Annotated in this window: 17 protein-coding genes; 8 read left to right on the forward strand and 9 right to left on the reverse strand. The window is 74.2% G+C overall.

From position 1 onward, the window contains the following. Nucleotides 1-84 precede the first annotated feature (84 nt). From FZ103_RS25930 to FZ103_RS02345, 3 genes are all read left to right on the forward strand, one after another. Nucleotides 85-858 (forward strand): CPBP family intramembrane glutamic endopeptidase, encoded by a 774-nt coding sequence (locus tag FZ103_RS25930; RefSeq protein WP_343233336.1) that lies wholly within the window; start codon nucleotides 85-87, stop codon nucleotides 856-858. 108 nt (nucleotides 859-966) lie between these two features. Further along, on the forward strand, nucleotides 967-1,761 hold the full coding sequence (locus tag FZ103_RS02340; protein ID WP_186355691.1) for an alpha/beta fold hydrolase: 795 nt from the start codon (nucleotides 967-969) through the stop codon (nucleotides 1,759-1,761). Nucleotides 1,762-1,831: 70 nt separating this feature from the next. Further along, nucleotides 1,832-3,091 carry an MFS transporter gene (locus FZ103_RS02345; RefSeq protein ID WP_343233337.1) on the forward strand — a complete coding sequence of 420 codons (1,260 nt, stop codon included), beginning with the start codon at nucleotides 1,832-1,834 and terminating at the stop codon, nucleotides 3,089-3,091. A 41-nt stretch (nucleotides 3,092-3,132) separates the two neighbouring features. On the opposite strand, the gene FZ103_RS02350 is transcribed toward FZ103_RS02345, so the two are convergent. The 3 genes from FZ103_RS02350 to FZ103_RS02360 form a co-directional block, all read right to left on the reverse strand. After that, a complete protein-coding gene (locus FZ103_RS02350; RefSeq protein WP_155998324.1) occupies nucleotides 3,133-4,101 on the reverse strand; it encodes a hypothetical protein in 969 nt (322 codons plus the stop codon). 206 nt (nucleotides 4,102-4,307) lie between these two features. After that, the gene (def, locus tag FZ103_RS02355; RefSeq protein WP_155998326.1) at nucleotides 4,308-4,865 is read right to left on the reverse strand and encodes a peptide deformylase; all 558 of its coding nucleotides are present in this window, start codon (nucleotides 4,863-4,865) and stop codon (nucleotides 4,308-4,310) included. Between the two features lie 166 nt (nucleotides 4,866-5,031). Continuing rightward, on the reverse strand, nucleotides 5,032-5,844 hold the full coding sequence (locus FZ103_RS02360; RefSeq protein WP_155998328.1) for a nucleotidyltransferase domain-containing protein: 813 nt from the start codon (nucleotides 5,842-5,844) through the stop codon (nucleotides 5,032-5,034). Between the two features lie 936 nt (nucleotides 5,845-6,780). On the opposite strand from FZ103_RS02360, the gene FZ103_RS02365 reads away from it, so the two are divergent. From FZ103_RS02365 to FZ103_RS02375, 3 genes are all read left to right on the forward strand, one after another. Continuing rightward, nucleotides 6,781-7,461: a sirohydrochlorin chelatase gene (locus FZ103_RS02365; protein ID WP_155998330.1), complete on the forward strand. Its 681-nt coding sequence runs from the start codon at nucleotides 6,781-6,783 to the stop codon at nucleotides 7,459-7,461. 426 nt (nucleotides 7,462-7,887) lie between these two features. Then, nucleotides 7,888-8,814 (forward strand): aminoglycoside phosphotransferase family protein, encoded by a 927-nt coding sequence (locus tag FZ103_RS02370; protein ID WP_155998332.1) that lies wholly within the window; start codon nucleotides 7,888-7,890, stop codon nucleotides 8,812-8,814. A gap of 202 nt (nucleotides 8,815-9,016) precedes the next feature. After that, the gene (locus tag FZ103_RS02375) at nucleotides 9,017-10,129 is read left to right on the forward strand and encodes a glycerophosphodiester phosphodiesterase family protein (protein ID WP_155998334.1); all 1,113 of its coding nucleotides are present in this window, start codon (nucleotides 9,017-9,019) and stop codon (nucleotides 10,127-10,129) included. A 57-nt stretch (nucleotides 10,130-10,186) separates the two neighbouring features. Here the strand turns inward: FZ103_RS02375 and FZ103_RS02380 are convergent, their stop codons facing one another. Next, entirely contained in the window at nucleotides 10,187-10,861 is a 675-nt protein-coding gene (locus FZ103_RS02380) for a response regulator (protein WP_155998336.1), read from the reverse strand. 2 nt (nucleotides 10,862-10,863) lie between these two features. Further along, entirely contained in the window at nucleotides 10,864-13,488 is a 2,625-nt protein-coding gene (locus FZ103_RS02385; RefSeq protein WP_186355693.1) for an ATP-binding protein, read from the reverse strand. 162 nt (nucleotides 13,489-13,650) lie between these two features. Here FZ103_RS02385 and FZ103_RS02390 point away from each other — a divergent pair, with 162 nt between their 5' ends. Next, entirely contained in the window at nucleotides 13,651-14,532 is an 882-nt protein-coding gene (locus FZ103_RS02390; protein WP_155998338.1) for a hypothetical protein, read from the forward strand. Nucleotides 14,533-14,593: 61 nt separating this feature from the next. Here the strand turns inward: FZ103_RS02390 and FZ103_RS02395 are convergent, their stop codons facing one another. Together FZ103_RS02395 and FZ103_RS02400 are read right to left on the reverse strand one after the other, a co-directional pair. Continuing rightward, nucleotides 14,594-15,550 carry a zinc-binding dehydrogenase gene (locus FZ103_RS02395; protein WP_155998340.1) on the reverse strand — a complete coding sequence of 319 codons (957 nt, stop codon included), beginning with the start codon at nucleotides 15,548-15,550 and terminating at the stop codon, nucleotides 14,594-14,596. Nucleotides 15,551-15,752: 202 nt separating this feature from the next. Further along, on the reverse strand, nucleotides 15,753-16,580 hold the full coding sequence (locus FZ103_RS02400; protein WP_155998342.1) for an enoyl-CoA hydratase-related protein: 828 nt from the start codon (nucleotides 16,578-16,580) through the stop codon (nucleotides 15,753-15,755). Nucleotides 16,581-16,778: 198 nt separating this feature from the next. Between FZ103_RS02400 and FZ103_RS02405 the strand changes: the two genes are divergently transcribed. Beyond that, on the forward strand, nucleotides 16,779-17,363 hold the full coding sequence (locus FZ103_RS02405; RefSeq protein WP_155998344.1) for a hypothetical protein: 585 nt from the start codon (nucleotides 16,779-16,781) through the stop codon (nucleotides 17,361-17,363). 18 nt (nucleotides 17,364-17,381) lie between these two features. Here FZ103_RS02405 and FZ103_RS02410 read toward each other — a convergent pair whose 3' ends face one another. Together FZ103_RS02410 and FZ103_RS02415 are read right to left on the reverse strand one after the other, a co-directional pair. Then, nucleotides 17,382-18,182, reverse strand: coding sequence for a protein phosphatase 2C domain-containing protein (locus FZ103_RS02410; RefSeq protein ID WP_186355694.1), 801 nt, complete (start codon nucleotides 18,180-18,182; stop codon nucleotides 17,382-17,384). A gap of 1,810 nt (nucleotides 18,183-19,992) precedes the next feature. Continuing rightward, nucleotides 19,993-20,874: a hypothetical protein gene (locus FZ103_RS02415; protein WP_155998346.1), complete on the reverse strand. Its 882-nt coding sequence runs from the start codon at nucleotides 20,872-20,874 to the stop codon at nucleotides 19,993-19,995. Nucleotides 20,875-21,047: the final 173 nt, after the last annotated feature.

Consider the following 21,047-nt stretch of genomic DNA (forward strand, 5'->3'; position numbering starts at 1 on the left):
GCGCGGTCGGCGGCCCGAGTGGGGGAGTGCGGGGACGGTCCGGAATGTGGTGGAAGGGCCGCCCTGATCTCTTAGGGTGTGCCCGTGCTTTGGACCGAAAGCGTTCCCCAGTTCGGCCTGGTCGCCGGCGCGCTGGCGTTCGCGCTGGTCGGGTACGCGGCGGTGGGCGAGCCGCTGCTGGGGTGGCGCGCCTTTGCGCGGCTGCGGCGCCGGCGCGACAGCGACCCCCGCGCGCTGGTCCGCTTCTACCGGCTGGCGATAGGCATCCACCTGGGCTGGGCCGCGGCCGTCGCCCTCATCGTGCTGCTCGCCCCCGGCGTCACGGCCGCGCACGTGGGACTGCGCGCGCCCGTGGCGTGGACTCCGCTGCTGGCCGCGGTCCTCGGGTTCGGCCTGGCCCTGCTCATCTTCTGGCTGATCACCCGCAACCGGCCCAAGTCCGGGGGGACCGGGGCGGGTACCGGCACCGCGCCGCTGCCGCCGATCCCCGACCCCGGTCAGGCGCTCACCGTCCTCGCGCCGCGCAACTCCCGCGAGCGCCGGGCGGCCGCCGCGCTGGCGGTGACGGCCGGGGTGGGCGAGGAGCTGCTCTACCGCGGGCTGCTGGTGGCCTTCGGCGCGTCCCTGGGGCTGCCGGTGTGGGCGGCCGCCGCGGGCGCCTGCGTGCTGTTCGCGCTGGCCCACGTCTACCAGGGCTGGTGGGGCCTGGTCGGGCCGGGCCTGCTGGGGGCGCTGTTCATGGTGGTCTATCTGGGCACGGGCAGCCTGCTGGTCCCCATCGCCGCGCACGTGGCGCTGGAGCTGCGCTCCCTGCTGCTCACCGGCAGCGGCCGCCGCCACCGCGCCCGCGCGCTGTGACGAGGCGCCGCCGGGGGCCGCGGGAAGACCGGGGTGGTGTCTGCACCCCCCGGCGTGTTGGGGCCTGCCGCCCTGCTGCGGTCGGAGGCGATCGGGCACGATTGTGGGGTGACTGATGCGCTGTACCGCTCCGACCCGCTGCCCGCGCCCCGACGGCGGCGGCTCACCACGTCCGACGGAGTCCTCCTCGACTCGGCGCTGATCCGCGGCGGTGCCGACCGCACCACCGCCGTGGTGCTGGCCAACGGCTTCACCGGCACCTGGCGCAGCCCCGGAACGCGGATGATCGCCGAGCGCCTGCTGCCCATCGGCGACGTGATGACCTTCGACTTCCGGGGCCACCACGAGTCGAGCGGGCTGTGCACGGTCGGCAACCTGGAGGTGCACGACCTGGAGGCCGTCTGCGCGCACCTGCGCGGCCTGGGATACACCGCCATCGCCTCGATCGGCTTCTCCATGGGCGCGGCCGTGGCCGTCAGGCACGCGGCCATGTTCGGCGGTGTCGGCGCGGTCGTCGCGGTCAGCGGACCGAGCATGTGGTACTACCGCGGCAGCCGGCGGATGCGGCTGCTGCACTTCGGCGTCGAGCGGCCGGCGGGCAGGTGGTTCCTGCGCGTGGCCCGCCGGGTGCGCGTCATCGACAGCCAGTGGGATCCCGTCCCGCCCGACCCGACCCAGACGGCGCCGGACCTCGCCGCCCCGCTGCTGGTGGTGCACGGCGACGCCGACACCTACTTTCCCGTCGAGCACGCCGAGCGCCTGTATGCGGCGGCTCCCGAACCCAAGGAGCTGTGGATCGAGCCGGGCATGGGCCACGCCGAGCGCGCGATGACCCCCGAGCGGGTCGAGCGGGTCGCGCGGTGGCTGAGCCGCAGCATGACCGCCGACGAGGGCGGCGCCTGAGGGCCCGTTCCCCGGCGGTCGGGCTGCGGCAGGCGGACGGGTCCGGCGGCACCTGCGGTACAAAGAAGCGGTGGATACCTCGGATGTCCGGATGAATCAGGCCGCAGGCGGGCGGCATCTCGGATTGCACGGGTGGGCGTTTCGGCTGCTGGTCCTGGCGACCGCACTGACGTTCGCCGGCTTCGTGCTGCTGCTGCCCATCGTCCCGCTGTGGGCGGCGCGCGGCGGAGCGGGCGAGGTGGGCGCCGGGGCCACCACGTCGGTCTTCATGCTCACGACGGTGCTCACTCAGCTTGCCATGCCCTGGCTGCTGGACCGCGGCGGCTACCGGTGGACCTTCCCGGTGGGCGCCCTGCTGCTGGGCGCTCCGGCTCCGCTGCTGCTGGTCACCACCGACATCGTGTGGCTGCTGGCGGTCTCGGCGCTGCGCGGGATCGGGTTCGGCATGGCCACCGTGGCCGGATCGGCGCTGGCGGCCCGGCTCGTGCCGCCCGAGCAGCTGGGCCGGGCGACCGGCTATTACGGCCTGGCGGTCGGGCTGCCCAACGTGGTCTTCCTGTCGACGGGCGTATGGGCGGCGCTCAACCTCGGCTTCGCGGCGGTGTTCTGGATCGCCGCCGCCGGCCCGCTCGTGGGGGCGGCGGCCGCCGCGGGCATCTGGATACTCGCCGGGGACGGTACGGCCGGGGCCGCGGCCGGCAGCGGGGAGGCCGGCGCGGAGCGGGAGGCGGACGCGCCCCGGGGTCCGCGCCTCTACCGGCGGCTGGGCATCCCGCTGCTGGCGATGCTGATGCCGGCCGTGGCGTCCAGTTCCGTGGTGACCTTCCTGGCCATCCCGCTGTCCGAGGCCTCCACCGTGGCCTTCACCGCCCTGCTGGCCTTCGGCGTGCTCTCGGTCTGCGGCCGCTGGGCGGCGGGCACCCTCAGCGACCGCCGGCGGCGCCCAGTGCTGCTCACCTGGGGAAGCGTCGCCGCGGTCGCCGGCATGGCCCTGTCCGCGGCGGCGCTGTGGCCGGCCGAGCAGGGCTGGCCGGGCCCCGGCGCCCTGGGGGCGGTCGCCGCCGTCGCCGGAGCCGGCCTGTTCGGCGCCGGGTTCGGGGCGGTGCAGAACGACACCATCGTCATCATGTTCCGCCGCGCGGGCGCCCGCGCCTACGGCACGGCCAGCGCGGTGTGGAACATCGGCTACGACGCCGGCACCGGCATCGGCTCGCTGGTGCTGGGACTGGCCATCCAGGCGGCCGGCTACGGCCCGGCCTTCGCCGCCACGGGCGCGGTGCTGGCCGCCTGCCTCCCGGCCGCTGCGGCGCTGGCCCGCCGGCCCCGCTGAGGCGCCGGCGGGGCGCCGGGGCCGGCCGACCCGAGCCGCGCTCAGTACGACGAGATGTGCACGTGGTCGTAGTGGTTGGCGGTGACGCTGCCGCGGTCGTTCATCATCTCCCAGCCGGCGCCGGGGTTGGCGGAGTGCCAGATGCGCTGCTCCCAGATGATGTACATGACCCCCAGCCGGTCGGCGTTGGCCTGGGCGTAGTCGGCGATCTGCTGGCCGAGCCGCTGGTTGGCGGCTGAAGGCATGGCGCCGCCCGAGCTCATCATGAAGTCGCAGGCGCGGCCGGAGCCGTGCTCGCCGGGGTCGCCGGGGCGCAGGCAGCCCACGGGGTAGGGCGCGCCGAACCTGCTGACGATCTCGTCGCGGATCGCGGCCATGCGCGGAGTGGCCCCGTCCCAGCCCGGACCCACCGCGCCGGCGGGCACCTCGCCGGTTCCGGGGGTCTCGGGGACCTGCTCCTCCTCGTACTTCTCGATCTTGGCCAGGACCTCGTCGCGCTGGGCCTCCAGGTCCTCGACGAGCTTCTCGGCGTCCTCCAGCTTGGCGTCGGCGTCCTCGACGGCGTCCTTGCGCTTCTCGCGCAGCTTCTCCAGGTCGGCGACCCGCTCGGCGTGGTTGGCCGAGACCTGGCTGGCCATGGCCGCGTTGTCGAGCATGTCCTGGGGGTCGCTGCTCATGACCACCTCGATGGTGGGGTCGAGACCGCTGCCCATGTACTGGGCGGCCGCCAGCCCCGCGACGTTCTCGCGGTACTCGGCGAGCTCGTCCTCGACCTTCTTGAGCCGCTTCTGCGACTTCTCGACGTCCTCCTTGGCGTCGCGGTACTGCAGGAGCTCGGTGTCGTACTCCTCTTCGAGGGAGTCGGCGCGCTCGTTGAGCTCCTCCAGGCTGGGCTCGTCGTCCTGAGGGTCGGCGAAGGAGGACGTGGCGGGAAGCAGCAGGACCGCTGCGGCGGCGAGGCCGGGCAGCAGGAGCGCGCGGCGTTTTCGAGGGCGTTGTGGTCTGTGCATGGAAGTCACCTGTGTCGGTCGCGGACCGGCCGGAAGGGGCACACGGGGGCGCATGGGACGCGCGGGCAGAAAGGGGGGCGAGGTCCGCATGATGTCCAAGCAGACAATACGAGACCATGTCGTTATATGGCTAGCAGTTGCCTGACACTACCCGCCTAGGCGACAGACAGCGCTCGCAGTCCCGCCGGGACCCGCGCGCAGCCGGTTCAGCGCGGACCGCCCAGGCCGCTCGGCAGCGTCTGCGAGGCCGGTTGGGGCTCCTGCTGGGCGTCCAGGAACCACGGCGCCCGCCGCACCGCGCGCATGGCCTCGCGCCGGGTGTCGCGATCCAGGCGGTCGATGTAGAGCCTGCCGTCGAGGTGATCGGTCTCATGCTGCAGGCAGCGCGCCATCAGGCCCTCGCCCTCGACGGTGATCGGCTCGTTGCGCAGGTCCACGCCGGTGACGACCGCCCGCATCGCCCGCCGGGTCGGAAACGACAGCTCCGGGATGGACAGGCAGCCTTCCTCGCCCTCCTGGACCTCCTCGGAGAGCTCGGCGATCTCCGGGTTGATCACATAGCCGATCCGCCCGTCGACGTTGTAGCTGAACACGCGCAGCCCCGACCCGATCTGCGTGGCGGCGACGCCGGCGTGCCCGGGCTCGTCGACCGTGTCGAGCAGGTCGCGGACCAGTGCCTCGGTGTGCCGGCCGAAGGAGGTGACGGGAGAGGTGGGGGTCACGAGGACGGGGTCGCCGAACAGGACGATGGGGCGCTTGCTCATGGCCTCCAGATTAGCCGGGCGCGCGGGTCCGGCGGCGCGCGGATGCCGCGCAGGCCGCCGCAGCGTCCCCGTCCGGCTCGGCAGCGGGGCCGGGGAGCTCGCGGGGGCGGAAGCTCCTCCGGGGCCCTGCGAGCGCCCTCGCCGCCCGGGCGGCGCCCGGGCCGGATCAGACCGCCGGCTGCGGGCGCAGGGCGTCGTCGAGCACCATCTCGATGTAGTCCAGCGCAGCCCTCCGACGGGTCAGTGCGCTCTGGTACAGCGACGGAAGGCGGCTGTCGCGCCGTACGCGCAGGCACTCGTTGACGATGCGCTGCCAGCGCTCGGGGAAGGCGTGCAGGGCGTACATGCCCGCCGCCGACTTCGAGGTGATCTCGCCGGTCCGCAGCGTGAAGTGCAGCCGGCTGACGCTGAGCACGCTCCAGGACGGCGCCAGCGACCCCAGGGCCGCCAGGCCGCGGGGGGTGACCAGGCGCCCGGCCTTGGCCCGCCAGCGCCGCCAGTGCTCGTCGAGGTTGCCCAGCGACCAGGCGCTCAGGCTGGCCGGGTTGTCCCACACGTCCAGCTCCACCGGAAGCGGACCGCGCACGGTCACGCCGCGCTCGGCGAGCACGTGCCAGGTGACGGGGTTGACGTCGGCGCTGGCGCGGGGCTTGAAGCGCCCGCCCAGCACTGAGGCGACGGCACCGCACCAGGCGGGGTCGTCTGCGAGGTCCTCCCAGGTGACGTGGATGCCGTTGAACTGCGGGCGGGGCATCTCGGCGCGGGTGCGCGCGTGGGCCCGGCGCAGCGCCTCGTTGTCGGCGTCGGTGGCGCGGCGGGCGGTGACCACCACGAAGTCGACGTCGCTGGCATGCGGCCGGAAGTCGCCCAATGCCACCGATCCCGTCAGATACAGCCCTTGGACCAGTCCCGGCGCCTCGTCGTCCACGTTGCGCAGAAACGCCTGAGCCAGGGTCTGCACTCGCGGGTGGATCGCCATGTGGTCTCCAGTCGTGGTCGTACTCGGTCATCGGCGGCGCCGCCTGCCGCGGGCGGAGAACCGGGGCGGGCCCGACGGCCGCCGGTGACCGGTTCCGGCCGCCGCTGCGGGATCGGCGGCGGGGCGCTCCTGGTCCGGGCGAATCCGAATGACCAGGTCGCGTCCCCGATCCCACAGTGTGTGAGGCGCGCGCGCCGCTGGCAAGTGATCGCCTGCGATCCGCACCCAGCCTCCCGCCGCCCGGTGGTGCCAGGGGTAGAGCCGACTGGGGTGCTTTCCCCCTTGTCTACCCACACACGCCGTGGTATTCGCGCGAGGCTTCCGGTCAGGCCGTCCGAGTCTCGCGGAGCGCCCGCCGGCGCCGCCGCCGGCCGCCCCGAGCGGGCGTCGGCACACCTCCGCAGAGGCGGCGCGGATTCCAGCGGCACGTGGCCGATTGTTTGCATTTGCATTTGCATGGCCGCGGAATCTTAATGCCCGAGCCAATAGCCGTGCGCGTCCGTGTCTCACGTTTCCTCAGTCGCGGAGGCGACATTCGCCGGGGCGGGACTTCTGCAGAGAAGTCCGGCGCGAGCCGGTGCGCATACCCGTGTGCAGGTCCGGTCGCGCCCGCGGTCTTCGCCCCTGCGGTAGCGCCGGGGGAAAGTGACGCGCGCGACGCGCGGCCCTATGGAAAAGCCGTTCCCGAACAGTTAACATCTCGTGTTGTGCAAGCGTACAAGCGGTCAGTATCGGTGGACCCGGCTGCGGCGAAACCTGCCGAAGACGTGCCCTGCTTCCGAACTGAACCCCCTATTCGCCTCATCTCACCCGCCTGTTCGTGCTTGCTTGTGCCAAGTTTTCGCTCGCGTAACACGAGGTCATTCGGGCGAAACCGCCGATTCCTAGGCTGTTGACCCGAGAACGGCGTTCTCGGCGATTTCAAGGGAGATGGATATGGTGCCGACCATGGTGCTCGTTGCGGACGATTCGCAGGACACCGACCGCAAGGAGGCTCTGCGGGGCCTGGCCGACGCCGTCGCTCAGCGGGGGGAGGCCCCCGTCGTTCCGGCCTTCGGATCCGGCGGCGAGGTCAGCCGGGCGGTCCACGGCGTCGAGGGGCCGATGGTGCTGGTGCCGGCCTTCGTCGCGGGCGGCGACCTCGCCAGCTCCCGGGTGTTCTCCGGACTCGACCTCGAAGGCCGCCTCGACGCCTGCCCGACCGCTCCGCTGGGCGCGGTGCCCTCGATCGTGGCCGACCTCGCGGGCCGCCTGACCGACTCCGGCTGGGTCTCCGGGGACGGCGTGGTGCTCGCCGCCGACGGCAGCACCGACCAGGAGGAGCGCCAGGTCGTCACCGACGTCGCGCGCATGCTCAGCCGCCGCCTCGGCTCGGCGGTGCAGGTCGGTTACCTGAACTCCTGGGCGCCCTCGGTCGGCGACGCCGTCGAGCGGCTCCAGCGCAACGGCAGCGACCGGGTCGCCGTCGCCGCCTGGCGCCTCGTCGAGGGGCGCGACTACGAGCGCCTGCACGAAACGGGCGCGGCCTCGGTCACGGCGCCGCTGTGGCCCTCCGACATCGTCGTCGACAGCCTGCTGGCCCAGCACCGAGCGGCGAAGGCCCGCCTGGCGGCCTGAGCCGGCCCGGCGGTCGCATACGGAAGGCGGCGGGCGGGCGCGGGGCCGGTCGGAGACCGGCGGCCCCGCGCCCGCCCGCGCCGTTTCGGCGGGACCGCGGAATCCGCGATGCGGTAGCGTGATCGCTCCGATGCCGAGCGTGACCGTTCGGCTGCGCAGCGCTCCCCGCCCGGCGGACGAGCGGTTCCCCGGCGGTGACCAGGCCGTGTGGGTGCCGCCGCGATCCGCCGGTGTGCCTAGGTCGCACGGTGTCCCGCCGCCCCGAGCGCGGCGATCGGCCGCTCCACCGGGAAAGGGGAGGAGCGCCGCCGCAGTGGGTACGTCGCCAGTGCGTCCGCAGCTCCAGCCGCGCACCGGGGACTCGGGGTGGTCGCAGTCCGGCAACGCAGAATCCAGGGTCAGGCCGACGCACGAGTAGGTGGGCTCATGAACGACGTCACACAGCAGCTTGTCGACGAGAAGCAGAAGCAGCGGCTGATCCGCCGGTTCGGCACCGGCGCCGTCGACTGGCTCGCGGGCCTGCCCGCACTGGTCGCCGAACTGGCGGAGAGGTGGAACCTCGCCGTCGAGGGGCCGGCGCCGCACGGCCGCACATCGGTGGTGCTGTTCTGCCGCAGGGCCGACGGCACCCCCGCCATCCTCAAGGTCTCGCCCGACGCCGGCCTGGGCACGTCCGAGGCCCGCGTCCTGCGGCTGTGGCAGGACACCCGCCGGGTGCCCGCCGTGTGGGAGGTCGACGCCGAGCGCGGGGCCGTGCTGCTGGAGGCCATCGGCACCGGGCGCACCGTCGCGCTGCTGGGCGAGGTCCCCGACATGGCCGACATCGCGGCGCTGATCGCCGATCTGCACGGCGTGGACGCCTCCCGCGGCGAGCTCGGCGAGCTGCACCCCCTGAACAGCCGGATGAGCTTCATCTTCGACATGTGGGAGCACGAGCGCCAGCAGGGCCCGGCCGCCGACGTGATCCCGCCCTCGATGATGCACCGGGGCCACGCACGCGCACGCGACCTGTCCTACGCCGAGGACGAGGACGGGGCCGTGCCGCTGCACGGCGACCTGCACCCCGGAAACGTCCTCTACGGCGGCGCCGACCGCGGACTGGTCGCCGTCGACCCCCGTGCCTGCCTCGGCGACGGTGCCGCCGACGCGGTCGACTGGGCCGTGTGGCGCGCCGACAGCCTTGAGGAGGTCGAGCGGCGCGTGGCCGTGCTGTCCTCGGGCATCGGCGTGCCCGGCGATCGGCTGCTGGCCTGGTGCCAGGCCTGCGCGCCGCTGTTCGCCGTGGCCGCGGCCAACCGCGGACGGGCCGGAACCGCCCACTTCGCGATGCTGATGGACCTGGCCAAGGGGTAGGGGCGGCGCCGTCCGCTCCCGGCGCGGCGGACGGAGCCCGGAACCGGGCGTAGAGGACTTATGCGGCGCCGGCCGGGTCGGGGCGGGGATCACCGTTCGGCCGCCGGTGGCGCGGTGTTCAACGCGGCACAATACCGGGGACGCATGAACAGGCCAGGGTTCTGGTCCTCTGGTGTTCGCGGATGTCGAAGGAGTCCCCCCGATGCCACGCACTGCGCCACGGCGCCTCGCCCTCACCGCCCCTCTCCTCGTCCTCGTCCTGCTCGCCGGCGCGGCCCCGGCCGCCGCCGAGCCGGAGGCCGCGGGCGCGGGGCACGGGCACGGCGGTCCGCAGTCCCTCGTCGAGACGCCGTGGGTCATCGCCCACCGCGGCGCCTCGGCCTACCGCCCCGAGCACACGCTGCAGGCCTACCGCATGGCGATCCGCCAGCGCGCCGACGTCATCGAGCCCGATCTGGTGCCCACCAAGGACGGCCACCTGATCGCCCGCCACGAGAACGAGCTCAGCGGCACCACCGACGTCGCCGACCGCCCCGAGTTCGCCGACCGCAAGACCACCAAGACCATCGACGGCAACCGGGTCACCGGCTGGTTCAGCGAAGACTTCACCCTGGCCGAGATCAAGACGCTGCGCACGAAGGAGCGCATCCCCGAGATCCGCCCGCGCAACGCCCGCTTCGACGGCGCCTTCCGGATCCCCACCTTCGAGGAGGTCCTGGACGTCTTCGAGCGCGGCCGCCGGCGCAACCCCGATCTGCAGCTGATCCCCGAGCTCAAGCACGGGGGCCACTTCGACTCCATCGGCCTGGACACCGAGCGGCTGCTCGCCGAGGCCCTGCGCGAGCGCGGGCTCGACGGGGCGGACGCGCCGGTGATCGTGCAGTCCTTCGAGCCCCAGAGCGCCCGCGAGGTCGACGAGCTGGTCGACGCCCGTGTCGTGCAGCTGATCAGCGGCTCCCGCGGCGACCTGACCACGCCCGCCGCCCTCGACGAGATCGCCGAGTACGCCGACGCCATCGGCCCCTCCCTCGTCTGGGTCCTGCCCATCGGGGCGGACGGCCGCGCCGGGGAGCCCACCGACCTGGTCGCCGAGGCCCACGAGCGCGGACTACTCGTCACCCCGTACACGCTGCGCAGCGAGAACGCGTTCCTGCCCGACGGCTACGACATCGGCGAGGACCCGACCGCCTACGGCGACTACCTCGCCTACTACACGGCGGTCTACCGGACCGGTGTCGACGGCGTCTTCAGCGACAACCCCGACCACCTCTACCAGGCCCGGGAGCGCTTCCTGCGCAGCCAGCGCATGGGCTGAGCGTCCCCGCATCGCGCCCCCGGCGCGGCCCCTGCGGCGCGCCGGGGGCGCCGCGTCTCAGCCCTTCTCGAACCGGTAGCCCATGCCCGCCTCGGTGATGAGGTAGAGGGGGTGCGCAGGGTCGGGTTCGAGCTTGCGGCGCAGCTGGGCCATGTAGACCCGCAGGTAGTTGGTCTCGCTCTGGTAGCTGGGGCCCCACACCTCGTGCAGCAGTTGGCGCTGGCTGACCAGCCGCCCGGCGTTGCGCGCCAGCACCTCCAGGATGTGCCACTCGGTGGGGGTCAGCCGCACCTCCTCGTCGCCGCGGGTGACGCGCTTGGCGCCCAGGTCGACGGTGAACGCCTCGGTGGTGACCACGGGCGCCTCCTCCACGTGCATGGAGCGGCGCTGGGCCGCGCGGATGCGGGCCATGAGCTCGTCCATGCCGAAGGGCTTGGTGACGTAGTCGTCGGCGCCGGCGTCCAGCGAGCGGACCTTCTCGCTGGAGGAGTGGCGCGCCGAGAGCACGATGATCGGGACCGAGGTCCACCCGCGCAGCCCTTCGATGACCTCGCCGCCCTCCATGTCGGGCAGCCCCAGATCCAGCAGCACCACGTCGGGCGGGTGCTTGGCGGCGGCCTGCAGCGCCGTTGCGCCGTCGAAGGCGGTGTCGACCTCGTAGCCGCGCGCCCGCAGATTGATCCGCATGGCGCGGATGATCTGCGCGTCGTCGTCGACGACCAGGATCCGCATGGTCACACCTCACGTCTCGGGGTGGAGGAGCCGCCCGGCGCGCCGGAGGAGTCGGCGGCCGAGCCCGGGTCGGCGGACAGGCCCGCGGGTGCCGCCGCCGATCCGCTGCGTGCGGGTTCGGCAGCGGTGCTGTGCAGGGTGAACACCATCGTCAGGCCGCCGCCCGGGGTGTCCTCGGCGGTCAGCGTACCGTCCATCGCCTCGGTGAATCCGCGGGCCACGGCCAGGCCCAGCCCGATCCCGGTGCCGCGCGGCGCGTCGCCCAGGCGCTGGAAGGCCTCGAAGATGCGGTCCTTGTGCTCGTCGGCCACGCCGGGCCCGTGGTCGGCCACCCGCAACTCGACGGTGTCGCCCAGGGCGCTGGCCGAGAGCCGGATGGGCGGCCGGCCGGGCGGGTTGTGCCGCGCCGCGTTCTGCACCACGTTGGCCACGGCGCGCTCCAGCAGGCCGGCGTCGGCGCGCACCCGGGGCAGGTTGTCGGGCACGTCCACGTGGACGGTGTGCGCGGGGATGCCGATCAGGGTGGCCGGGACGACCTCCTCCAGGCCCACGGCGCGGATCTTGGGCTGGACGGTGTCGGTCTGCAGGCGGCTCATGTCCAGCAGGTTGTCGACCAGGCTGTTGAGCCTGTCGGTGGACTCCTCGATGTTCTCCAGCAGTTCGGCGCGGTCCTCCTCGGCGAGTTCGATGTCGACCGCACGCAGGCTGGAAACGCTCGCCTTGATCGAGGTCAGCGGGGTGCGCAGGTCGTGGGAGACGGCGGCCAGCAGCGCCGTGCGGATCTTGTTGCGGGCGGCCTGGCGCTTGGCCTCGGCCGCGTCGTGGGCCAGGCGCTGGCGTTCCAGCGCGATGCCGATGTGGGTGGCGAAGGCGCCGAGGATGCGCCGGTCGGCGGCCGGCAGCACGTGGCCGCGCAGCGCCAGGGCGAGGGAGTCGCTGACCGAGACCAGGGCGTCGGCCTGGTCGGGGGATTCGCAGGGTGCCTCGCCGACGCACTCCAGGCGGGTCCACTCGCCGCTGTCCTCCTGGCGCAGCAGCGCGACGGAGCGCTGCCCGAAGGTCTCGCGGATGCGCCGCAGCAGTGCCGGCAGCGGCTCCTGGCCGTCGATGACGCTGCTGGCCAGCAGGCTCAGCGTGCTCGCCTCGGCCTTGGAGCGGTTGGCCTGCAGGGAGCGGCGCTTGGCCACGTCGACGACGAACGCCACCAGCACCCCGACCAGGACGAACACCGCCAGGGCCAGGCCGTTGTCGGGCCGGTCGATGGCCAACCCGTACAGCGGCGGCGTGAACAGCAGGTCCAGCAGCAGCGTGCTCCACACCGCGCAGAGCAGGGCGGGCCACAGCCCGCCGGCCATGGCCGCCGCGATCGTGGCGACGAGGAACAGCAGCATGTGCGTGGTCAGCCCCACGCTCTGGGTGACCGGCAGCTGCAGCGCGCCGGCCAGCAGCGCGGGCCCGAGCATGCCGATGGTCCAGCCCCACGCCTGGCGGGCCCGCCCCAGGGTCCCGGCCAGTGGCGGCAGCAGGTTGCGCCCGCGCCCGACCTCCTCGTGGGTGACGATGTGCACGTCGATGTCGCCGGACTCGCGCGCCACGGTGGCGCCCACGCCGGGCCCGAACATGTACTGCCACACGCGCCGCCGCGAGGACCCCAGCACGATCTGGGTGGCGTTCACGCCGCGGGCGAACTCCAGCAGTGCGGTGGGGATGTCGTCGCCGATGACCTGGTGGTAGGTGCCGCCCAGCTCGGCCAGGAGCCGGCGCTGCTCGGCGATGACGTCGGGCAGCGGGTGGGCCGGGGCGTCGCTGGCGACCACGTGTACGGCCATGAGGTGGCTGGGCTGGGGGCGGCCGCCGCGCGAGCGGGCGGCCACCCGGGCGGCGCGGCGGATCAGGGTCTCGCCCTCGGGACCGCCGGTCAGCGCCACCACCACCCGCTCGCGGGCCTCCCAGGTCTGGCGGATCTTGTGCTCGCCGCGGTAGAGGGCCAGCCCTTCGTCGACGCGGTCGGCGACCCACAGCAGCGCCAGCTCGCGCAGAGCGGTCAGGTTGCCCTCGCGGAAGTAGCTGGACAGGGCGGCGTCGATCTTCTCGGCGGGGTAGATGTTGCCGTGGGACATCCGCCGGCGCAGCGCGTGGGGGGACATGTCGCACAGCTCGATCTGGTCGGCGCGCCGCACGATCTCGTCGGGGATGGTCTCGTGCTGGCGAACGCCGGTGATCTGCTGCACGACGTCGTTGAGCGACTCCACGTGCTGGATGTTCAGCGTGGTGATGACGTCGGTTCCGGCGTTGAGGAGTTCGTCGACGTCCTGCCAGCGCTTGGCGTTGCGGGTGCCGGGCGCGTTGGTGTGGGCGAGGTCGTCGACGACCGCCACACGCGGGGCGCGCCGCAGCAGGGCGTCGAGGTCGAGCTCGCCCGGGCCGCCTCCGGGCCGCGGCAGGCGCGGCATCACCTCCAGCCCGTCCAGGAGTTCGGCGGTGCGCGGGCGGTCGCGGGTCTCGACCAGGCCCGCGACGACGTCGGTGCCGCGTTCGCGGCGCCGGTGGGCCTCGCTCAGCGCGGCGAAGGTCTTGCCCACGCCGGGAGCGGCGCCCAGGTAGATGCGCAGTTTGCCACGTGCCACACCTCTATTGTGCGGCGCATTCGCCGGACGGGCGAAAACCCGTCGGCGGCCTGTGGACGGCGGTTAACGGGTCCGCCGCCGGCGGCGGGGAAGGAAGGAGGAGAGGGCGCCGCCCCACCCCTCGGGTCGGCGCCCGGTCCCCTCAGCGCCAGGAGGCCCGCCATGGCCGCGCAGCCGCCGCATCCCCCCTCCGACGACCGCGGCCCCCGCGGCCACGGGCCGCCCGGAGGCGACTGCTTCCCCGGACCGCCCGGCGGCCCGCTGCCGCCGAGGCCGGGCGGCGCGGGGGCTCCCGGCCCGTGGAGCGGCCTGCCGCCCGGCGGTCCGGGAGCCGGCTCGGAGCGCGCCGGGCGCCTGCGCCGGCGGCTGATCGGCGGTGCCGCCGCCGGGGTGCTGGCCATCGGCGTCGTCGCGGGCTTCGTGTGGGCCGCGCTGGACGAGGGCCCGCCCTATGCTGACCTGGCGGGATGCGAGGAGCTGCTGCCCGCGGGCGTCATCGACTCCGCGCCCGAGATCGCCGGCCCGCTCATCGGCGACGCCGAGCTGACCGGGGGCGAGACCTTCGACTCCCGGATCATCGAGCAGGCCGAGTGCTGGACCCCGGCCGAGGGCGGGTCCTCCGGCATGATGGCCGTCAGCATCCGCCGCTACGCCCCCGGAACCGAGGAGGCCGACTACGCGCCGGTGCGGCGCGCGCTGGAGCGCGAGCGCGGCGACCTCGCCGGCGGAGTGGAGACGGGGGCCTCGGCACGGCGGGTCGAGGCCTACTACGGATCGGTGGTCGCCGACGTGGAGGTGCGGCCGCTGCCCGTGGGCGAGCACGGGTTCGCGATCTCCTACGCCGATGCCGACCCCGAGGACGCGCTCGGCGTCTGGGGCGGGGTCAGCAGCTGGGCGGTGGCCCAGTTCCACGAGCGCAACGTGATCGTGCAGGTCGTCTACCACGGCACGGCGGCGATGACCCCGGAGGAGAAGTTGGAGGCGGCCGCCGAATTGGCCCGCCTGATCGAACGCCGGGTTGCCGAGACCGCGCGGACCGTTTAGCTCGGCGGAGCCGAACCCTCCGCGCGCCGAGTCGCGGAGGGTTCCGGCTCCGAGGCGTGCCCTAGCGAGTGGGGTCCAGGGTCAGTTTGCCCCGGGTGGCGCGTGCGCGCAGGTCCTCGTGCGCCTGGCGGGCCTGCTCCAGCGGGTAGTCGCCGCCGAGGACGGCGCGCAGCCGGCCGGCCTGCACCAGCTCGAACATCTCGGCCATCGCCTGCCCCACCACGTCGCCGGGGAGTTGGAAGGCGTGCGGCAGCCACATGCCGCTGACCGCGGTCGAGTGGCGCATCAGGTTGGGCAGCTGCACGGGCTTGGGGGCTTCGCGCGAGGCCATTCCGTAGAAGGCGAGCCGGCCGAAGGGCGCGAGCGCGCGCAGGCTCTCGTCGGTGACGCGGCCCCCGGTCATGTCCAGCACCGCGTCGACACGGCGGCCCTCGTTGGCCTCGACGAGGGCCGCGGTCATGTCCGCGGCGCGGGAGTCCGCCGCCGCGTCGGCACCCAGTTCCAGGGCCAGTTCGCGCTTCTCGGGGCTGCCGGCGGTGGCGATCACCCGCCCGGCGCCCAGCGCCTTGGCCAGTTGCACGGCCAGCGAGCCCACCCCGCCCGCGCCGGCGTGCACCACCACCGACTCGCCCTCGGCCAGGTGCACGTTGCGCCGCAGCAGCACCCACGCCGTGGAGCCCTGGACGAGGAGGGCCAAAGCGGTGGCCGTGTCCACGTCCTCGGGGATCTCGAAGGCCATGGAGCGGTGGGCCACGGCGCGTTCGGCGTAGCCTCCGCTGTCGACCAGGGCGACCACGCGGCGCCCGTCCCGGGTGTGTCCGGCGACCTCGCTGCCGGGGATCAGCGGCAGGCCCGAGCTTGAGAGGTAGGTGTCCTCGACGCGATGGGTGTCGGCGTAGTTGACGCCGGCGCGCTCGACGTCGATGAGCAGTTCATCGGATCCGGGCACCGGTTCGGGTACATCGGCGAGGTGCAGGACCTCGGGGCCGCCGAACTCGGTGATCTGGATGGCTCGCATAGGGTGCTGTCTCCCAACGTCGTCCTCGGGCGGGTCGGCAGCGCCGCAGACCGACCGGATGGTATGTCGCCAGCGTAGTGGTGCGGCGGTGGCATACGGGTCCCGGGGGGACTCGGCGGCGTGTCCGATCCTCCGCTGCGCGCTCGTCCGACCGGGCGGATCCGGGGGCCGGACTTTCGGGCGGCGCGGCGGCGCGGCGGCGTCACGCCTCCGGTTCCAGATCGGGGAACCTCGGCGGGCGCTTCTCCAGGTAGCTGCCGATCCCCTCGGCGAAGTCGGCCGATGCGAAGGCGTCGGCCATCAGACCGGCCGCCTCGTCGGCCGCGGTGCCGAAGTCCTGCTGCTGGGCGCCCAGCACCTGTCGCTTGATCGTCGCCATCGAGCGGGGCGAGCACTCGGCGGCCAGCGTCCGGGCGTAGGACAGGGCCTCGGCGAGCACGTCCTCGCGCGGCACGGCGAAGTCGACCAGTCCCATGCGCTGCGCCTCCGCGCCGACTACGACCCGGGACGACAGCAGCAGGTCCATCGCCCGGCCCTGGCCGACCAGTCGCGGCAGCTGCCAGGCGATCCCGTACTCGGCGACCAGGCCGCGCCGGCTGAAGGAGGTGGTCAGCTTGGCGTCGTCGGCGGCGAAGCGCACGTCGCAGAAGAGCGCGAGGACCAACCCGACGCCGGCCGCCGGGCCGTTGACCGCGGCGACGACCGGCGTGCGCAGTGCGGCCGGAGCGGCCATCGACCGCCCGTCGACCTCCAGCCGCGCGCCGCCGATCCCGCTGAGCGCCTCCATGTCGGCGCCGGCGCAGAAGGCCCGCCCGGCGCCGGTGACCACGATCGCGCGCACCTGCGGATCCTCGTCGGCCTCGTGCAGCAGCGCGAACAGCCGGTCGGCCATGGCCGGGGTCCAGGCGTTGAGGCGGTCGGGGCGGTTCAGGGTCAGTCGCAGGACCGCTCCGTCGCGCTCGCGGAGCACGGGCTCCGCGGCTGCGTCGGACGCCTCGGCCGGGGGCTGGTGCGCGGCGCTTTCGGTCATCGGGTCTCCGATCGTTCCCGTCGTGGAATGGGCCGGCCGCTGTGCCGGACCCCAGGCGGCCCGGTGAGCCGCCGGTCGGGCCAGATCCTATGGGGAATCCGGCGAAGGTCCCTTACTCCCGCATCACGGACAAGTCCGGTACATTCCCGTTGGGATTACCGGCCGCGTGGTCGACGCACACGGTGAGGGAGCCGTCCCGTGGCAGTAGCGCGCATGCAGGTCTACACCGACGACACGCGCCTGTTCTGGCAGCAGCTGGGCAAGGTGGGGGTCGGGGGCGCCGCTCTTTTCGCCGGCTGCGCTCTGTGGGGCGTACACGACGCGGTGCAGTGGGCGAGTGTCGCCGTGGCCGTCGCCAGCCTGGCCGCGATGATCCTGCTCGCGTGGCGCACCCGCGTCTCCTACGGCCGTGTGCGGTTCGTGCTGGACGGCTCGACGCTGTACTACCGGCGGCGCCGCGGCGGGCGTACGGAGACCCGCGCCTACGACCTCGCCGACCTCGCCAGCGTGCAGCTGCGGATGCATGTGGGCAGCGCGCAGTCGCTGGAGTTCGGCTTCGACAGCCACGGCCTGCCCGAGCTGCGGATCGAGACGCGCAGCGGGCAGGCGGACAGCTACCAGGTCGTGGCGCTCGACCTCGAAGGCTGCGAGGAGTTCCGCAACTTCGTCACCGAGGTGTGCCGCAGCGCCGGCATGGAGAAGCGCAAAGCGGGGGCGAACGGGCCCGTCACCGTCGTCGACCGCTGGGACAGCCCCGCGCGGCTGCGCGCGGCGGTCTCCTGAACGGGCGCCCGCGGCGCTTCAGCGCGGCGGCCGGGCCGCGGCCGGCCCGAACACGCCCACCGCCGCGGTCGCGTCGTCGTGCAGCTTGCCCCCCGGCACGCCGTGGTCCCGCTCTTCGGCCCGCACCCAGGAGACCAGGGACTCCGGGCCCTCCGCTTCCAGGCGGCGCCAGATCCCCCGCCAGGAGTGGCCGTAATAGGCGGCCAGCCGGGCGCAGCCGTCGGTCATCAGCGCGAACGGCGCTCCCGCGCGGCGCGAAACCCCGGTCACGGCGCGGTAAGCCGCCTCGGGCACCGCGCCGGCCACCCAGAACCCGCCCTCGGCGTTGCGGTTGGCGCGGACCAGCTCGGCGCTGTAGGGGCGGCCGCCGGGCAGGTGGTCCACGCGGTCGTCGGTGACGGCGGTCGGCTCCGCGCCGTCCTCGGCCAGCAGCACCGTGCAGTCGGCGAGCACCAGGTACTCCACCCGGCGGGCGGCGCCCCGGGCTGCGCCGCCGGAGGGCTCGGGACGGGCGAGGGCGACAGCGGCCGAAGGGCTGTCGGGGTTCTCCAGGTCGCATTCCCCGCCGTGGGCGCGGCCGACCGCCGCGATGGCCGCGGCCAGGCAGTCGGCCAGCGGCGCGGGCCGCTCGGCGGAGAGTTCGGCGGCGAGTGCGCCGCAGAGCCGGTCCACCATCCAGGAGACGCCGTGCCGGCAGCCGGAGTCGACCCCGGGCACCGCGGTGGCGCCGTCGATCACCAGCGCCCAGTCGCCCCCAGCACACACCCGGTCCTCGTTGGCCCGGCCCTGCCCCTGCTCACTCGCGAAGCTGATGCGCACCCGGGCAGCTTAAAGGGTCAGATCCGGGGCATCGGCGCGCGCCCGGTGGTTGGGCGCGGGGTGGGGTGGGAGTGGGGAGAGTGGGCGGCGGCGAGAACGGTGGGCGGTCCGGGCCTGCGGGGATCGGTCCCCGTGCCTGCCGGCTGGGCAGGCGACGCGGGCGGCGAGGACGGCGGGTGGCTCAGCCCGCGGGCATCGGTTCGGGTGCCCGCCGGTGCGGGATGCGACGAGGGCGGCGAGGGTGGCGACGGCCGGCGGGGGTTGGGGCGGGCGGTCACCGGTTGCCGGCGGCGGACGGCGGGCCGCCCGACGGGGGCGGCGAGGACGGGCGCATGGCTGCGGTCGGTGATCACCGGTTCGGGCGCGCGGTGGTTGCCCGCGCGACGAGGGCGGCGACGGCGGCGCGGGGTTGGGCCTGCGCCCACCGGTTCGGGTACCCGCCGGTGCGGCAAGCGACGAGGGCAGCGAGGACGGCGGGAGTTCGGCTCGGCGATCGTCAGTTCGGGTGCGCGGTGGTTGTACACGCGACGAGGGCGGCGAGGGCGGCGGGTGGCTCAGCCCGCGGGCATCGGTTCGGGTGCCCGCCGGTCCGGGATGCGCCGAGGGCGGCGAGGACGCCGAGAGTTCGGGCCGGCGATCATTGCATCCGGGGCCCGCCGGTGCGGCAAGCGGCGAGGGTGGCGACGGCCGACGACGGCTGGGCCGAGCGATCACCGGTTGCCGGCGGCGGACGGCGGGCCGCCCGACGGGGGCGGCGAGGGCGGTGGTGGGAGCCGCCTACGTTCAAGGAGTCGGTCACCACAGGAGGTTGCGGCAATGGGGCTGTGATGCGCGAAGCGCGGTGCGCCAGCTTGCCGCCGAGCGGCGGTGCACCTTTGCGTCGGAGGCCCGCCACCGGTGGTACGGCACCGTCTGACAGGTGCAGCGTGCGCTCGGCGGCAAGCTGTGACCGCGCTTCGCGAGGCGCACCCATTGCCGCAGCCTCGGTGGTGGCCGCCGCGGGTGGTGCCCGGTGGGTTCCTGCAAGGCGGCCCCCGCCGTTGTTAGACACGGCTCGGGCGGGCTGTTTCGGGTGTTTCGCCTCGCGTTGGGTCGACGATGCCCGCCGATGGTGCGCGGTGGGGCTGCTCGGCGCACCCGGACACCGGAGTTTCCGGGATGCGGAAGGAATCCGGGATCTTTTGTCCGGAATGCCCGGCTGTGGCGGGGGGTGGAGGCGGCCGGGCTGCCACGAGGTGCGCGTTTGGATCGCTTCGGGTGCGGATCCCCGGTCCAAATGCCATGATCATCGCCGATCCGGGTCGTGCGGGCCGCCCCGGCGCCCCCGTATACCGGACATCGCGGGAGGATTCGACGCCGCGGACGACCCTCCGCGCGGCCGGAGTTCGCCCCGGCGGTCGCGCGGCGCGCCTCGTCGCCCCGCCGCCGCCTCGAAGGTTCCGAATGTCGGGTTTCTGTGTCCGGGTTCCGCGTCGAGGGTGTCGCCAGGGTCACTTTCGGCGCCGAGCGTGGCCCCACAACCACCCTCAACGCGACCGGGGCCGGAGCGGGTCGAACCAAACCGGGTCTTCGGGGTTTCTGGCAGGCTGTTCCGGCGGACTGGACACACCAGAAGGCCACCCGCGCGCCCCCGTCGCTTGCCGCACCGGCGGGCACCCGAACCGATGGGCACGGGCCGAGCCCCCCGCCGACCTCGCCGCCTCGCCGCCTGCCCACCACCGCGCACCGGACGCGATGACCGCCGACCCGAACTTCCGGCGTGCTCGCTGCTCTCGTTGCGCGGGTCACCCGGCGGCGGTCGGGGCGGGGGCTACCTCCTGTCGCGGGTGCCCGGCAGGATCCCCTCCGCGTTCAGGGTCGCGACGAAGGGCGCCGTCAGTTCGGCGAGGCGCTCGCAGCCGTCGCGGCCGATGGCCGCATAAGGCTCGGCCGACAGGACGTCGGTGCGCGTCTCCAGGTCGCTGCGCAGGGTGCGTCCGGCGTCGGTCAGTGAGGGCACGCCCTCGGCGTCGACGGTCACGAGCCCGCGCTCGACCGCCCCGCGCACGCCCGCGTCCCACTGCTCCCGGCTCCACCCGCGGCTCTTGAGCAGGAAGGAGATCTTGAAGGCGCCGGTGGCCGCGTGCGTCACCAGGGCGTCCAGCGGTGCGACCCCGGCGTCGACGAGCGCGGCGATGTGCCCGTCCCCGCGGAACTCGCGCAGCAGAGTGGCCGCGTGCCAGAGCACCATGTGCGGTTCCGCCGGCCACTCCAGTCCGGCGTGTCCGGCGAAGAGCGGCCGCCCGTGCCCCAGGTCGGCGGCCGACAGGGCGGCCGTGCGGGCGAGCTCGGCGGCCTCCTTGAGCTGCCGGGAGCCGATCGCGTCCTCGCCGAGGATGCGGCGCAGCGCCTGGTCGGCGATGTCGTGGCGGGCCTGCAGCACCGTCTCGGGCGAGGCGTGCGCCCAGGCCTGCGGGATGACCGTGCGGATCACCTCGGGGTTGAAGTTGTAGAAGGCGGCCGCCACAGTGCCCGGGCCGACCGCCCCCATCGCCGCCGAGCGGGAGGCGAAGTAGGCCATCGCGGCGCCGTCCAGCCCGATGGCGGAGTAGCGCTCCCGGCGCTCCGGTGCGAAGTAGACCAGGATGTGGATCGGCTCCAGTGCCGACCACGCGCTGCGGGCGTGGTCGGGCGTCGGCGCGTTGTGGGGCATGGCGGACTCCTCCGGGGCGATGCGTGCGGACGGGCGGCCGCTCCCGTGGGCGCGGCCGCCGCGTGCGGAACTCGGGGACCTCGGGTCCGGGCGGGTGTGCACTCGTCGGGGTCGGTCGCTCTCCGGCCGCCGCCCGGGGGCGGCCGCCTTGCACCGCAAGGCTAGACAAGGCG

This window comes from Streptomonospora sp. PA3 (genome assembly GCF_009728995.1).
Taxonomy (GTDB): Bacteria; Actinomycetota; Actinomycetes; order Streptosporangiales; family Streptosporangiaceae; genus Streptomonospora.

What these genes read in the sequence shown, in the direction of transcription:
- def (WP_155998326.1), bottom strand. Translation starts at nt 4,865, where the DNA reads ATGAGCAAGCGCCCCATCGTCCTGTTCGGCGACCCCGTCCTCGTGACC.
- FZ103_RS02395 (WP_155998340.1), bottom strand. Translation starts at nt 15,550, where the DNA reads ATGCGAGCCATCCAGATCACCGAGTTCGGCGGCCCCGAGGTCCTGCAC.
- FZ103_RS02370 (WP_155998332.1), top strand. Translation starts at nt 7,888, where the DNA reads ATGAACGACGTCACACAGCAGCTTGTCGACGAGAAGCAGAAGCAGCGG.
- FZ103_RS02390 (WP_155998338.1), top strand. Translation starts at nt 13,651, where the DNA reads ATGGCCGCGCAGCCGCCGCATCCCCCCTCCGACGACCGCGGCCCCCGC.
- FZ103_RS02365 (WP_155998330.1), top strand. Translation starts at nt 6,781, where the DNA reads ATGGTGCCGACCATGGTGCTCGTTGCGGACGATTCGCAGGACACCGAC.
- FZ103_RS02350 (WP_155998324.1), bottom strand. Translation starts at nt 4,101, where the DNA reads ATGCACAGACCACAACGCCCTCGAAAACGCCGCGCGCTCCTGCTGCCC.
- FZ103_RS02380 (WP_155998336.1), bottom strand. Translation starts at nt 10,861, where the DNA reads ATGCGGATCCTGGTCGTCGACGACGACGCGCAGATCATCCGCGCCATG.
- FZ103_RS02415 (WP_155998346.1), bottom strand. Translation starts at nt 20,874, where the DNA reads ATGCCCCACAACGCGCCGACGCCCGACCACGCCCGCAGCGCGTGGTCG.
- FZ103_RS02360 (WP_155998328.1), bottom strand. Translation starts at nt 5,844, where the DNA reads ATGGCGATCCACCCGCGAGTGCAGACCCTGGCTCAGGCGTTTCTGCGC.
- FZ103_RS02375 (WP_155998334.1), top strand. Translation starts at nt 9,017, where the DNA reads ATGCCACGCACTGCGCCACGGCGCCTCGCCCTCACCGCCCCTCTCCTC.
- FZ103_RS02400 (WP_155998342.1), bottom strand. Translation starts at nt 16,580, where the DNA reads ATGACCGAAAGCGCCGCGCACCAGCCCCCGGCCGAGGCGTCCGACGCA.